We start from the raw sequence: 13,654 nt of genomic DNA on the forward strand, positions 1-13,654 counted from the left end.
ATGGGCCTCCTATCCTAGGACTTTTACTTCAATGCCCATGCCCGGCCAGATCGCCTATACGCGGAATCCTCTTAAAAGCTTTTAAACAAGTGACCTTTTTCGGCGCCTTTGCTAGTCTTAACCCCATGTTAGTACGGGACCCTAAAAATGCTAAATTTTTAATCATCCGCTTTTCCAGCTTCGGAGATGTCGTTCAAACCCTGAGCGTTCCTTCGGCTATTAAAGCTTCTTTCCCGGAAGCGGAGATTCACTGGATCACCCGTAAAGATATGGCCCCCTTACTGACGAGCCACCCCAACATTGATAAGATCTGGGCGTTCGATCGCAAAGAGGGCCTCAAAGGCCTGATTCACCTGTGTGTACAGATGCGCCGTGAAGGTTTCACGCATATCTATGATGCCCACAACAATATGCGTTCGCGCGTGATCACCTGGGTTTTGCGGCCTTTGGGAGTTTTGGGAGTCGGACCGAAATTCATTCGTCGCTCCATCCGCCGGTGGAAAAGATTTTTGCTTTTCAAATTCCGCATCAATACTTTTGAAATGCCCTTCTCAGGCCAGCGCGATTTGTTAGAGCCTCTTCAGCCATGGGGCATTTCCAAGTCGTCTCCTCCTGCACCGCAGATCTTTCCGAGTGAAGAAAGCCATAAAAAGGCCCAGGAAGCTCTGGGGCATTTTGCAGACTCTGTGGCACTGGCGCCCTCTGCCGCCTTCTTCCTGAAGCGCTGGCCGAAGGAATATTGGAAAGAGTTGATTCTGCTGAATCCCGATCAGCGTTTTGTATTACTGGGTGGCCCGGAAGATTCGTTCATTGAAGATATTCGCGATGTCGCTCCGGAAAGAGTTCTGAATCTGGCAGGCAAATGTTCTTTGCAAGTCAGCTCCAGCGTGGTGGCTTTATCTCGAGTGCTGATCAGTAACGACACCGGTCTGTTGCATGTGGCGGAACAACTGGGACAAAGAACGATTGCGCTGATGGGGCCGGCTCCGTTTGGTTTTCCATCACGATCCAGCACAAAAGTTCTGGAGATTGAGCTTCCCTGCCGCCCCTGCAGCAAGCATGGCCAAGGCCCTTGTGTGAACAAAGAAAGATACCATCAGTGCCTGGTGGACATCACTCCTGAACAGGTGACTCTAGAGCTGAAGCAGCTCTTAAGGACATCTCACCGATGAACACCCTGGTGTTTTTCCTTTATAAGTTCGCCATCGTGCCGCTGGCATTTATGCTGCTGCAACTGGTGCGTCCTTTTTTAAAGGGCAAGCTTCGCGAGATGATCGAAGACAAAAATACCGGGCTTTATCGCATCAAAATCAAAAACAGTGAAGTTGAGCTGGCAGCGGCCCGTCCGATCTGGATTCACGCGGCCAGCGGGGAAATCGAATACGCCCGCCCGGTGATTCGCGAACTGAAGAAGCAATATCCCTATTTGCCGATCATGGTGACTTATTCGTCCCCGTCCGCAAAAAAGATTCTGGAAAGCCTGCATGAGGTGGATCTGTGGTGTGCTCTTCCTTGGGACATTGATTTCCTGATGAAACGATTCATCAAAAAATGGAATCCACGCGTTTTGCTTTTCTCGCGCACAGATGTGTGGCCGGTTCTGGTGGAGGTCGCAAAAAAAGAACGCCTTACGGCAGCGCTTTTCTCGGCCACATTTGCGGATAATTCATCCCGCCTTAAGGGGCTGACTCGTTACTTGACGAAGTATTCCCTGGATCATCTGTCCGAGATCCACTGTGTGTCTGCTGAGGACATTCAGAATCTGGATGGTTTGAAGCTGCACGTTCCTTTGAAAGTCAGCGGTGACACCCGCTTTGATCAGGTCTTTCACCGACTGGAAAATCCAAAGGCGCTGAAAAGCAATCTGATGCCCAGCCTGGAAGATTTTATTTTCATCGCAGGATCGACCTGGCCCGAAGATGAATTGGTGCTGCTGCCTGCGCTGGAAAAGTTGCAAGGCATGTACCTGCGCACGATTCTGGCACCACACGAAACAACCGCCGGTCATCTGGAGCATTTGGAAAATCAGATTCGCGCGCTCGGCATGAAGTCTGTGCGCTATTCTCAAGCCGACGCTTGGAATGCCGGAGATATTCTGATTATTGATCAGGTCGGCATTCTGGCAGAGCTTTACACCTGGGCAGACATCGCCTTCATCGGTGGCTCTTTCAAAAAACAAGTTCACAGTGTGATGGAAGCTCTGGCTGCCGGACTGCCGGTGATGGTGGGCCCGTTCCATCGCAACAACCGTGAGGCGCTTTTCTATCAGAAAAAGAACTATTCTTCGGGTATGGTTGTACAAGTGGTTCACACCTCTGCTGACATTGCAGTTCTGCTGCAAAGAATGAAAAAGCAACAAGATCAGGTTCCTCATATTAAAGAAGAAATTCGCGCCGAGATCGGAAAGAATCGCCACTCCACTCAACGAGTGCTTTCCTCCATCGAAAAAGTTTTAAGTGAGTGCTAAGATCGAACTTCCCCGCTCACATTGACGCGGCGTTTCGATGCAAGGCCACATCCATTGACGACATTCATAACTAAAGAGACTCCTAAGACAACTGCATAGGAGCCCATGTGTCGTCTCAAGAACTCAGCCGTCGCCGTCGTATTCTTCTTATCTGTACTTTGAGTTGCGCGGTCGCAATCGCTAGCGTGGGCGTGGCGCACTTGCTTTTGCTGGCGATCAACTTCTGCACCAATCTGTTTTACTTTCAGACCTTCTCACTGCAAGAAAGCTCTCCAGCACAAAACACTTTGGGCTTTGCTGCCGTTCTGGTCCCGGCTTTGGGTGGGCTGATTGTCGGAATCATGGCCAGATACGGATCTGCCAGCATTCGCGGCCACGGCATCCCTGAAGCGATGGAAAACATTCTTCTGAAAGAAAGCCGCATCCCTCGCCGTATCACCTTCTTAAAGCCCCTCTCTTCCGCCATCGCCATTGGCTCGGGAGGTCCATTTGGTGCGGAAGGCCCGATTATTGCCACCGGCGGAGCTTTAGGATCGTGGCTGGGACAGATCGTTCCTGTCAGTCCCTATGAACGAAAAATCATTCTTGCCTCTGGCGCCGCCGCAGGCATGACTGCGATCTTCGGGACCCCGCTGGCCGCCGTACTCTTGGCTATTGAACTGCTACTTTTTGAATATCGTCCAAAATCTTTTGTGCCGGTCGCCTTGGCCACTGTGGTTGCCGCCACTTTACGAAATGTTTTTACTGATACGACTGCATTCTTTGTCATGCCGAATCTGGTAATGCCGGACATGCGCAGTCTGTTTGTCTATCTGGTCTTTGGAGCTCTGGCAGGTATTCTGGCAGTGGCTGTAACCAAGTCGATCTATTGGGTGGAGGATATGTTTGAGCACATTCCCGTGCACTGGATGTGGTGGCCCGCTTTAGGTGGCCTGACCGTCGGTCTTATCGGACTGGTGGAACCACGAGCTTTGGGAGTGGGCTATGACAATATTACGCTCAGCCTTGCCGGAAGTCTGACTGTCGGTGCCGCCTGCAGTATCTTCTTCTGGAAATTTTTGGCGTGGTCTTTAGCTTTGGGCAGCGGCACTTCCGGGGGGACACTGGCGCCGATTCTGACTTTGGGGTCCGCGTTTGGTTTTCTGACGGGCACTTTTTTAGCAGCCTATTTTCCGGAACTGCATACTGACACCAGCACCATGGCCCTGATTGGAATGGCGGCCTTGTTTGCGGGCTCTTCACGCGCCCTGCTGGCCTCGGTGCTCTTTGCTCTGGAAGGCACTAAACAGCCTGTGGGCCTTGTCCCCTTGCTGGGGTGTTGTTCTATCGCGTATCTTATATCCATGGTCACAATGAAAAATTCAATCATGACGGAAAAAATTGTCCGCCGCGGTTTGAAGGTTCCCCATGAATACTACGGAGGCACTCTTTCATGAGCACGACAAAAATTCAGGCCATCGCCAACAGCAACTTTGACAAAATCGAATACGGACTGGCAGAAATCCGCAACTTTTCCCCACGCGAGATTTTGCAAAAATCCATCAAACAACTGGTGATGTTTTGGGGGCTGGCCATCGTCAGCGTGTTGTTGCCGGTCGTGCATTTTATCCTGGTGCCTTTGTTCTTTGTGATGGGGGCCTATCTGGCCGTGCGGGCCAGGAAGTTCAAACAAGAAATTATTTCTGGAAGCGTGAACTGCCCGCAATGCAAACAGCCCGTCACAATTAAAAAATCCCCCTTCCTGGAAGAACACACAGAGATCTGTCAAAACTGCACCTCGGTGGTGAAGATTTCACTGCCGTAAAAAGGCACCTCTTTGGAAAATTCTTTCCTTGCGAAAGTTTCACGGGAACCATCCCCGGACGTTCTGTTATGGTCTTGCCTTATGCAAAAAATTTTCTTCCTTCTGATTCTAGGTTTCTCAAGTCTGGCGCAAGCCCAGGACCCGCTGTGCTATCAGCAGGAAAAAAATCCTTCCACCCATCAGGTTTTTCAAAGTGAAGATGAATACAACTCCGTTCGTGAAGCCTGGGCTCAACGCAACCCCGGAACAGGGAATCCATTTTCTTTGATCAAGGCCTACAAAATCTATAAGAATGAAAAAAGCAAAGCCGAACGCATGGGCACTGACAAACTGGCTCATTGCTATATGGGTTGCCGCATCTCTCAGGAAACCAGTTTTACCACGGCCGACTATGTGGGCTGGCTGAAGGAAGATCGCGATATCACTGACTGCAATGTGAAAACTCACTTTGACGAAGACGACTATGAAGCCACTCGTCGTGGAGCCCAATTCGGAGAATCCCAAAGAGACACACAAGGGTGTGAACAGGCCTGCAAACAGGTCTATCGCTAATTTTCCCCTCTTAAAATGAAAAAACCTCGCAGGTGACAATTGAGGGCACACTGTCGAAGGCCTTTCTATTAAGTCTTATATCTTTGAAATGGTCAGACCAAAACCGCGCACGGAACTTGAAATGATTCCCTGTAGGTAATGGGGTTGGCATGAGAAGAACTGCGATTTCAACACTTTGTCTCACTTTGATACTGACTGCGCAAACATGGGCGCAAGGTCAGATCAGCACTGTATTGCCTGAGACGAAAGAGCAAAGCCGCTTCTCTGCGGAATGGAGACTGCGCCTGCAGGGCTCTGACATCCACGACGAGCGCAGCCAGGCTAAGCTTGTGGATATCCGTACAGATATCAAAGCCAAGTACCTTCTTCACCGCACCTTGCAACTAGACATTCAACCTTCCCTGCGCCTGCAATCCGGTCAGACCCAATCTGTGGATGGCGCTGACAAAGCCGAAAACAAGATCCTTTTGAACCAAGCGGCAGCTCACTATCTGCCCGTCTCTGCTTTGCGCCTGTCGGCGGGAGCTTTAAATCAGCGCCATATGCACACCGACATTCTGGTTGATAGCATTGCCTTCCCCGCAGCCCGCATGGAGGGCTTGCTGAAGTTGGGTAATACCAAAACGACATTGGGTGTGGAAACAGCTATTCCAACTTCCACGTCTTTAAGCACAAACACCAAGGACCTTGAAGCAACACCGTCCCTGAATACTGCCTCCTTGAAGTTCCAATGGCAGGCGGCTCGCAATCTGTACTGGAAAGCTTCTGCAGGGTATTTCATTTACAACAACCTTCCTTCTGCAGTGGCGCAAAAATCCAATCTGCTGGGGAACGACGTGGAAAAGATCTCTGAAGCTCAATATGCCTTTATGTATAAATACGAGGGTATCGAAGCCTCCACTGAGATTGAATTCCCGGTATTCAGCCTTTTGGACCTCAAAGCTGGTGCTGAATATTTGCAGAATCAAAAAGCTCCTTCTGATCAAAACACAGCTACACGCTACTTCCTGGCTGCGGAAATTCACTTCAGCAAGGACTTGGACCTGGTCGTGGAAGGCAGCTATTTCTCTATCGCGCCAGAGTCTGCGGTGGCTTACTTCAACGCTTCCAGCTTTGAAACCAACCGCGTTGGTTACTCTGCGGAAAGCTATCTGGTATTTAAAAAAGAAGGCTTCAATGTCGGTATGAAATATACAGACGCGGAAGTCATGTTCCAACGTGAACCTCAATCTCGCGAAAAGACTTTGATGATTAAGCTGGAGACATCCTATGCAAATCTCTAAGACCGCCCTACTTAAAGCTCTTCTAGGTCTTTACGCCCTGTCTTTAGCGGGATGTAATCTGCCAGCACCACAGGAAAAAGAAAGCCTGGGCAACAGCGCTGCGACTTTCACGGCACAACCAATGGCAGACAAATCCAAAGCGTTGGAAGTTTCCGTGAACGGAAACTTCGCTTTGCCAAATTCCAAAGTTTTTAATCTTCAGGCATGTATCAAAGACGTCGCTTTCGACAAGATCGTCGCAGGCCACACTTTCATCGTTGAAGAGATGGAAAAACAAGTTACCACAGACAAGGCCGGTTGCTTGACTTGGGCCGAACGCGTCGGCTTCAACTTCCTGGCCGAATCTCAATACATCCGTATCGAAAGAACCATCAAAGGCACTGGCATGCACAGAGGCACTCAGAAAGTGGCCTTTGCGATCAACCCATGGTCTCATGGGGAAAGCCTGACCCCAGTTCTGAATCCTGACGATGGCAACAGCATCCCGCGCCTGGTGGACAACCAGGAACAAGGCAAGATGGCTTTGAAAGGTTTCTCCAATGATGGCAAAAGCGAAGCCCGCCGCCCTCTTTGGGTGGAAGATGGTCGTTTGTTCGTCACAGAACAAAAGATGACCACTGATGGCGTGACTTTGATCGTGGAAATGCGCCCGAATGTTTCCATCCAAATGACCAAAATGAATGGCGAAATGTTCCTGCGCCCTCTGACTGCAGGCTCTTTCAAAGCCAAAATGCAATTGATCCATATCTATCAGCACGACAACAAAGAAGTACGCCGCCTGATGACGGTTTCTGAAGCACAGGACATCAAGATGGAAAACGGTTCCTTGGCGATCAAGGCACCGATGCATCTTCCGGCTTTGCCAACACGTGGTCAGATCATGCTGGGCGTGAATCTGGAGCCGACAAATGGCCCCGAGGGCCTGATGTCCTTTGAAGGTCTTTATTTCCTGGGTGAATACGACCAGATCAAAGGTGCTTCCTTCCTGAAGATCAATACCATCGTGGCGCAAACCAAAGACTTTAAACTGTCCCAGTACGTGAACGCCCAGATGAATGAAGTGTCTCAAGTTAGCAAGAACGGCACCATGGATCAGGACACTTATCAGAAACCAAAAATCGAAGTTTCCCAGATGGAGTTCCGCTATATCCGCGTGGGTAAGGAAACAACCTCCACTCGCGAGATCGTGTATAACGTCCGTGCCTGTGTCAGAAATGGTCTGGACCAGAAAAACACCCGTGCTCACACCTTCACGGTCACCAAGTTCCGTCAGTCCGAAACTGAGGCCGCCCGCACTGTGACGTTGAAAACGGACAATAACTCCTGCTTGAACTGGGATGAAAGCATCACCTTCAACTATTTCGATTGTCAGCACTATCTCAAAGGTCAGGTACAGATCGAAAACAGCGACTTGGGTATGAATGAAAAATTCGACCTGATCGTCAACCCTTGGGAAGCTTCCAGCGCCGTGGCTCGTGACATGCGCTATGTCGATGCCACTGAAAAGCTGGTTCTAAGCTGCTCTCAAGAAAGCCGTCCGCGTTCGCAAGTGATGCTGGACAGCTTCACTTACAACACCTTGTCTTACAAATACTCTATTGACGATCAATTGAACCTGACAGTTACCAAAAAAGTTCAGTTCAAAATGGACCCACGCCTGCTGATCTACTCCAGCTTGTCCAACGGTCGTTCTGAAACTCAAAGACTGCGTGACGGTGTTTATCTGATGAAAATCGCCATCGTACAAAACCGCGATTACGATCAACAGAACACTTATGTGGCGTCTGCGGATCGCTTTGTCAACGTCATGAACGGTTTGATCAACACTGATATTACTTTCCAAACTCAGGACCTGAAATCTCTGGGGAACCGTAACAATATTCTGGTGGAAATTCATCCGGTGGACGAAACCAAAGTGATCGCCGACAAAGAAGAGATCCGCCTGAAGGATGCTTCCCAGTCCATGGACTCTGCAATTGAGACAGCTTCCACTTTGGAAAATCCGACCTATATCGGCCCTATCACTCTGAATATTGACGAATCCACTCGTCCGTTGAGAATTATGGACGCCTCTGCGATCAGCGCTTTCCTTTTAAAGGGTCAGGGCGAAAACAACACGTCTCAGAAGAACATCATTGCTCGCGTTGTAGCTGATGGCCTGAAAGTAAAAGCAGCTATCAAACAGAAGATCCAAGCTCGTGCGCAAAAAGAAATCTTTGCGAAGGAAAACAACCTGAATCTGATCAACCTGAATCAGGCTGATGCGTCCCGTCCCTTGTTGAAGGCCCTAGGCATCACTTCCACAATTACAGAGCGCCTGCAAATCACCAAGGCCGACCTGCAGGGCCTGTTGGCGACGGGAACTCTTTCCCCAGCCACAGCAGAAAAGCTTTGTGCTTTCTGGTCCACAGACTATCTGGGTAAAACGATGTTCGCCAGCAAAGGTGGCGCTGTCAGTGAAAACACGAAAACCGCTTTCGGTCTGGATTGTATGGGCATGACTCGCAAGAATCCGTCCAAGTTCTTCCACGTCGAAAAGCAAATGATCACCAAAGAAGTCGGTGGCATGCAGTACCTGAAAGGTCTGAATCAGGGGCTGTCTGTGGGCACAAGCTTCTCTTTGAGCGCTTCAACATCCAACTATTCCAGCCGCTCAACCAGCATCACGGCTAAAGTGGGTCTTTCCAAGAAGTTCCTGGATTTGGTCTCTTTGGGCGTGGATCTGGGTTACACCATGCAATGGGGTGTTTCTGAGAATAAAACCTCTGGGAATTCGATTTCCGTGAATGGTTCGACATCTATGACTGTACAGCAGAGCATCTTCAAAGTGCGTGTGAACAAACACGAACAGTGTGTGGTAGTTCGTATGAATCCGACTTTGTTCATCAAGGACAGCAAGTCCTGGTTCGGTCGCCGTGACTATGTCAATGTTCTGAATCACCGCCTGACGGACGAAGAAAAAGGACAAGCGGTCACTCGCGGTATCATGCTCTGTGAAGGTGTGGTCAGCAGCAAACCTGTTGATATCACCGAGAACTACTACCTGGTCGCTCAAGAGACTGGCTCCAGCCAAATGCAGGATTCCGGTGACGCACGCAACAGAAACTTCTTCCTGGCTTTGCGTTCCACTCAGGACTTCAACCGCTTTGTTCTGGCTATGAAAGGCAGCTTTGGAATGCCAACAGGTTCTGAGAAAGAAGAAGATCCTCAGACTCAAGCCACCAAAATGATGGAACAACTGTTCCAGATGCCAGCCCCGTCTTACCCGGGCATGCACCTGATGAAGTAATGAAAAAGCCCACTGAAAAGTGGGCTTTTTGTTTTTAAAGATTCAAGTTCAGAGATTCGATAGCCTGATTATTTTCATCCATCAGTTTCAGCTTCACAGCCTTCTTTTTCCAGTCCCACTCAATCAAACCAAAGTTAACGGCGGAAACCGCTTTACCCACATAATGGAAATCTTCTTCGCGATTTTCGGTTGCACCATTCAAAGGCCCTACCGTCATATCATACAAAGGACCGTAATCTTCCAACAGTTCAACCTTGGCCAAAGATCCAAAACCACGATTGCCACTGACAATCACAACCTTGTGAGCTTTGGTTGCACGCAAAGTATCAAAGAATTTTTGACGATCCAGCGGGAACAATCCCCAGCGTTCCCAGCCGCCCGAATTTGCTGCCATCTGCAGTGGCGACACAATCACGCGGTACTCGGCCTCTTTACGCAGTTCCGACTCCAGCCATGCCCATTGCCCTGGCCCCAGCAAAGAGTCCGACTTGTTCCAGTTCTTCTTAAACTCCCCATCCACGCCGGCATCCAACCACGGAGTCGCATAGAATCGCGTATCCAGCATAATAAACTGCACGCGTTTTCCAGGAGCACCCAGAATTACAGAATGCTCCACACCCTTGGCAGATGAGGGCTGAAGTTTACCGATGTATTTCCAGTAATCCAAAAAAGCCTGACGGTTTTCATTCTTACTTTGGAAACTGGAATCCCCATTACGAATTCCGAAATCCAACTCATCCCACACGGCCAGGAAAGGAACATTGTTGCGAAGGTCGCGATATTCCGAAATCTGATCCAATTTCTTGTATTGAGCTGACAGAGGTTTTTCATCGAAACGAACAGAGCTGACTGAATTTCCAGTGAACACCACGACATCCGGTTTGTTTGCTGCCACTTGAGACCAGAGCTTTTGTTCCTGATCCTGCAAAGCACAGCAGACGAAGGCCACACGGTGAACATCTTTAACCTGACGAAGATCTTTTTGTGGAAGCTCTGACTGATAGTTCGCCTCAGCCTGCATGCGCATCATCTTCAGCGTCAGGGATTCCGGTGCCTGACTTTTTTCAGCGCAAGAGGTTGTCAAAAGAGTCGTTAAAACAGCCAAAGAAAGACGAGATGCCCAAGACGACATTTCCATAACGTGCAGATCCTTCCACTAAAAATTCATTCCATGAAATCGTGAATTTTTATTGTATCTTAACAGCAAGATCTGTCTATGAATTCTTCGCGTAAGCTTCTTTTAGAAACTCCAAACTGCGGACGCCAAACCAGGAATAAGATTCCCCATTTACGACAGCCCCGTCGATATCCATGGCCTTCAAATCCAAGATTTTTTTTTGAAACGGAAATGGCTCAGAGGAAAATAAGGCGAAAGCGTCTTTAAAATCCTCGATTTCAATCACGGGATACTTGTCGCCCTCAGGAAAGCTGACCACTTTGGCACCTAGCTTTTCCAGAACCGAACCAATATAGGTTTCCCGACTGACCGTCATCCAGGGCTTTTTCCAGATCAGGTACAGAACTTCCTCATAGTTGCGGGAAGGCGGACGAACCCACTCTAAAAAACCCGGGATCTTTTGCATATCCCATTTCAACGGCGGAGCCTCGACAATATCCAAGGCTTCCACTGACATTTCTATCAGAGCCGGATTTTCGAAGTGCTCCCCCAGACGTGCCAGTTCTTTTTGCAATGTTGGCAATGAAGACACATGCGTTGCGAGGTAAGGAACCGGACACTCCTCGGCCATCTCGATCGGATTTTCCTCCTGATCCAGAATAACCAGATCCGGCTTCAAATCCATGACCAGATCCCAGGACACTTCCTTCGTGCCGCCAACAATAGGAATATTGGTGATCATTTTAGGTGGATGAATGCAAAAGCGCGTGCGGCCAACAACCTGCACCCCCGCTTTTAATAGTGTTTCGGTCCACGACGGAACCATACTTACAACTCGCACCGCATCCTCCTGAAGCACTTAATTTGTACCTCGGGGTCTTCGTTTTTACAAGGTGCGAGGACCAAGGCCTACTTGCCATCAGCTGCCGACGAAGCAACGCAGCTAAACTTGACCCATCCTGGGGGTCGGACAAGTATGTCTGCTTATATTGTGAGGTATTTATGACGCAACTGTTCCCTCTTCATGAAAAACCGGCTTTGAGCCCCTACAAAAAAGGCGATGTCCTTGTTTTGTTCGGCGAGCTTTTCACGCGCGGATACGCCAACGGTTTGGTTGAAGAAGCTGAACGCCGTGGCATGACAATCGTTCGCGCCACTGTGGGCCGCCGTGAAAAAGACGGAAGCCTGCGCCCTTTGACTGCTGAAGAATCTGCAAACATCCCGGCACCATTTATCAATATTCCCCTTGAAGCAGGCTTCGATATGGAGCCAGACTCCAAAGGTGTCACTCCCTGCGCCCAACTTGAAGGTATCAAAATTGGAGAATGGGACCAGGTCAACTTGAACTGGGCCTCTATTGAAGAGTCTCAGCAAAATGGCATTACCAGATTCAGAAAAAACACCGACCTATTCCTCAAAGAGCTGGAAAAACACATCCCGACAGGCGCCAATGTTCTGTTCGCGCACTTGATGGCCGGTGGCGTTCCACGCACCAAAATCCTGATGCCGATTCTAAATCGCGTTTGCAAAGGAACTGGCGATCGCCATATTTCCTCCAAGACCCTGATGGATTCACAAATCGGTCAGCTTTGCCTGACAAGCTTTAAGGAAGTGACTGCTGAAACCTTCCGCCATCTGGTTGAGCTTTCCACACCCCTTCGCCAAAAACTTGAAGCTCAAGGCGGCCACGTTTCTTACACGGCGTACGGCTATCACGGCACCGAAATCATGATCCGTGGCGAGTACAAATGGCAAACTTACACTTGCTACTTCCAAGGCTGGGCGAAAATGGCTTTGGAACAGCACTCTGAAAAATTCGCAAAACAGGGCATCAACTGCTGCGTTTACAACTGCCCGGAAATCCTGACGAACTCCAGCAACGTCTTCCAAGGTGTTGAAGTACCACTTTACCCTCTGCTTGCAGCTATTCAAAAAGACGCCGGAGACAAGAAACATGCTGAGCAGGTTTTGAACGCCTGCAAGGACCTTCTCAAAGATGATGTCACACTTGAACAAATCATCACACTGATCAACGACTATATGACCAGCGATTTGACTTTGGAGTTCTGTAAGTTTGAGCAGTGGCCTCAACATTCCCGCCTGGATCAAATGGAAACTATGCTGGCCTGCTCGGATAAGCTTTTCGACATGCACAAAGATTCCAAAAATCTGATCACGGCCATCTTGAGCGAAGTGGTCTTTAAGTCCTGTGGCTATGTCATGCTTCATGACTCTTGGAAGCCGAAGAATCCTGTTGCCTGGATCGGCCACGATATCGTGGCGCGCTGCATGTAGCTATGTCAGTTCAAGCCGGAGAGAGTTGGAATTATCAAAAGTATAAATTCCATGGCCTGTCGCTGTCGGGCATTCGCACAGCGATTGCCATGCCCGAACTCTCTTTGAGCTTTGATGTGGCTCAAGGCTATCCGTTTCTTTTAAACTTAAAGCAGTTCTTTATCTCTCACGGCCATCTAGATCATGCGGCTGGGATTCCTTACATCATCTCGCAAAAGGCAATGACCTCTCAGCCCCCAGGCAAGTTCTATATGCCGGGGTCTTTAGTGGAGCCCTTGGATCAGATCATGAAGATCTGGGAAAAGATCGAAGGCCATCAGTACAACTATGAATTCGTTCCCGTTCAGGCGGATGATGAGATTCCCCTGAACGCCCAGTGCTATATCAAGGTCTTCCCGACCACTCATCGCATCGAGTCCTATGGTTACACTCTGTTTGAGATCCATAAAAAACTGAAGAAAGAGTACTTGGGTTATACCCAGGAAGAAATCGTGGATCTGCGCCGCAAAGGCATTGAGGTCAATGAAACAACTCATATCCCAGTGGTCAGCTTTACAGGAGACACTCAAATTGAGTTCCTGGATTCCCGCCCGTGGATTCGCCATTCTAAAATCTTATTTTTGGAAGCCACTTATCTGGACGAGAAAAAAAGCATTGAACATGCGCGTACTTGGGGACACACCCACATTGACGAAATCGTCCCACGTCTGAAAGATATCGAGAGCGAACAGATTGTTTTAATTCATGCTTCCAGCAGATATTCGGACAGGGAGGCTTTACACCTCCTGAAACAAAAAATCCCGGCAGAATTCCGGGATCGTGTGGTCCTGTTTCCAGGACGCTAATT

11 protein-coding genes are annotated in these 13,654 nt (G+C 49.2%); 9 read left to right on the forward strand and 2 right to left on the reverse strand.

All coding sequences use genetic code 11. The annotated features are described in order from the left end of the window. The first annotated feature begins 125 nt into the window (after nucleotides 1–125). The 7 genes from ACES2G_RS10700 (at nucleotide 126) to ACES2G_RS10730 (ending at nucleotide 9,395) form a co-directional block, all read left to right on the forward strand. Nucleotides 126–1,172, forward strand: a complete 1,047-nt coding sequence (locus ACES2G_RS10700; RefSeq protein ID WP_347357480.1) for a glycosyltransferase family 9 protein — start codon at nucleotides 126–128, stop codon at nucleotides 1,170–1,172. Continuing rightward, a complete protein-coding gene (locus ACES2G_RS10705; protein WP_374000144.1) occupies nucleotides 1,169–2,467 on the forward strand; it encodes a 3-deoxy-D-manno-octulosonic acid transferase in 1,299 nt (432 codons plus the stop codon). Before ACES2G_RS10700 ends, ACES2G_RS10705 begins: the two co-directional genes overlap by 4 nt. Nucleotides 2,468–2,574: 107 nt before the next feature. Further along, nucleotides 2,575–3,903, forward strand: coding sequence for a chloride channel protein (locus ACES2G_RS10710; protein ID WP_374000145.1), 1,329 nt, complete (start codon nucleotides 2,575–2,577; stop codon nucleotides 3,901–3,903). Then, a complete protein-coding gene (locus tag ACES2G_RS10715) occupies nucleotides 3,900–4,271 on the forward strand; it encodes a hypothetical protein (protein WP_347357477.1) in 372 nt (123 codons plus the stop codon). The genes ACES2G_RS10710 and ACES2G_RS10715 overlap by 4 nt, the downstream gene beginning before the upstream one ends. 81 nt (nucleotides 4,272–4,352) lie before the next feature. Further along, nucleotides 4,353–4,823 (forward strand): hypothetical protein, encoded by a 471-nt coding sequence (locus tag ACES2G_RS10720; protein ID WP_347357476.1) that lies wholly within the window; start codon nucleotides 4,353–4,355, stop codon nucleotides 4,821–4,823. 149 nt (nucleotides 4,824–4,972) lie between these two features. Continuing rightward, complete coding sequence (locus ACES2G_RS10725) at nucleotides 4,973–6,106, forward strand: hypothetical protein (RefSeq protein WP_374000147.1); 1,134 nt, start codon at nucleotides 4,973–4,975, stop codon at nucleotides 6,104–6,106. Beyond that, nucleotides 6,093–9,395, forward strand: coding sequence for a hypothetical protein (locus ACES2G_RS10730; protein WP_374000148.1), 3,303 nt, complete (start codon nucleotides 6,093–6,095; stop codon nucleotides 9,393–9,395). Before ACES2G_RS10725 ends, ACES2G_RS10730 begins: the two co-directional genes overlap by 14 nt. A gap of 34 nt (nucleotides 9,396–9,429) precedes the next feature. On the opposite strand, the gene ACES2G_RS10735 is transcribed toward ACES2G_RS10730, so the two are convergent. Both ACES2G_RS10735 and ACES2G_RS10740 read right to left on the reverse strand, forming a co-directional pair. Further along, nucleotides 9,430–10,533 carry an alkaline phosphatase D family protein gene (locus ACES2G_RS10735; RefSeq protein ID WP_374000149.1) on the reverse strand — a complete coding sequence of 368 codons (1,104 nt, stop codon included), beginning with the start codon at nucleotides 10,531–10,533 and terminating at the stop codon, nucleotides 9,430–9,432. Nucleotides 10,534–10,609: 76 nt separating this feature from the next. Beyond that, on the reverse strand, nucleotides 10,610–11,353 hold the full coding sequence (locus ACES2G_RS10740) for a helical backbone metal receptor (RefSeq protein WP_374000150.1): 744 nt from the start codon (nucleotides 11,351–11,353) through the stop codon (nucleotides 10,610–10,612). Between the two features lie 161 nt (nucleotides 11,354–11,514). On the opposite strand from ACES2G_RS10740, the gene ACES2G_RS10745 reads away from it, so the two are divergent. Together ACES2G_RS10745 and ACES2G_RS10750 are read left to right on the forward strand one after the other, a co-directional pair. Next, nucleotides 11,515–12,807, forward strand: coding sequence for a hypothetical protein (locus tag ACES2G_RS10745; protein WP_347357467.1), 1,293 nt, complete (start codon nucleotides 11,515–11,517; stop codon nucleotides 12,805–12,807). A gap of 2 nt (nucleotides 12,808–12,809) precedes the next feature. Further along, nucleotides 12,810–13,652, forward strand: coding sequence for an MBL fold metallo-hydrolase (locus ACES2G_RS10750; RefSeq protein ID WP_374000151.1), 843 nt, complete (start codon nucleotides 12,810–12,812; stop codon nucleotides 13,650–13,652). Nucleotides 13,653–13,654: the final 2 nt, after the last annotated feature.

The sequence above is a fragment of the Bdellovibrio bacteriovorus genome (assembly GCF_041888015.1).
Classification (GTDB): domain Bacteria; phylum Bdellovibrionota; class Bdellovibrionia; order Bdellovibrionales; family Bdellovibrionaceae; genus Bdellovibrio.

Bases quoted from the DNA above. Each gene is read 5' to 3' on its own strand.
- ACES2G_RS10700 (WP_347357480.1), top strand. From the start codon at position 126: ATGTTAGTACGGGACCCTAAAAATGCTAAATTTTTAATCATCCGCTTT.
- ACES2G_RS10705 (WP_374000144.1), top strand. From the start codon at position 1,169: ATGAACACCCTGGTGTTTTTCCTTTATAAGTTCGCCATCGTGCCGCTG.
- ACES2G_RS10715 (WP_347357477.1), top strand. From the start codon at position 3,900: ATGAGCACGACAAAAATTCAGGCCATCGCCAACAGCAACTTTGACAAA.
- ACES2G_RS10720 (WP_347357476.1), top strand. From the start codon at position 4,353: ATGCAAAAAATTTTCTTCCTTCTGATTCTAGGTTTCTCAAGTCTGGCG.
- ACES2G_RS10725 (WP_374000147.1), top strand. From the start codon at position 4,973: ATGAGAAGAACTGCGATTTCAACACTTTGTCTCACTTTGATACTGACT.
- ACES2G_RS10730 (WP_374000148.1), top strand. From the start codon at position 6,093: ATGCAAATCTCTAAGACCGCCCTACTTAAAGCTCTTCTAGGTCTTTAC.
- ACES2G_RS10735 (WP_374000149.1), bottom strand. From the start codon at position 10,533: ATGGAAATGTCGTCTTGGGCATCTCGTCTTTCTTTGGCTGTTTTAACG.
- ACES2G_RS10745 (WP_347357467.1), top strand. From the start codon at position 11,515: ATGACGCAACTGTTCCCTCTTCATGAAAAACCGGCTTTGAGCCCCTAC.
- ACES2G_RS10750 (WP_374000151.1), top strand. From the start codon at position 12,810: ATGTCAGTTCAAGCCGGAGAGAGTTGGAATTATCAAAAGTATAAATTC.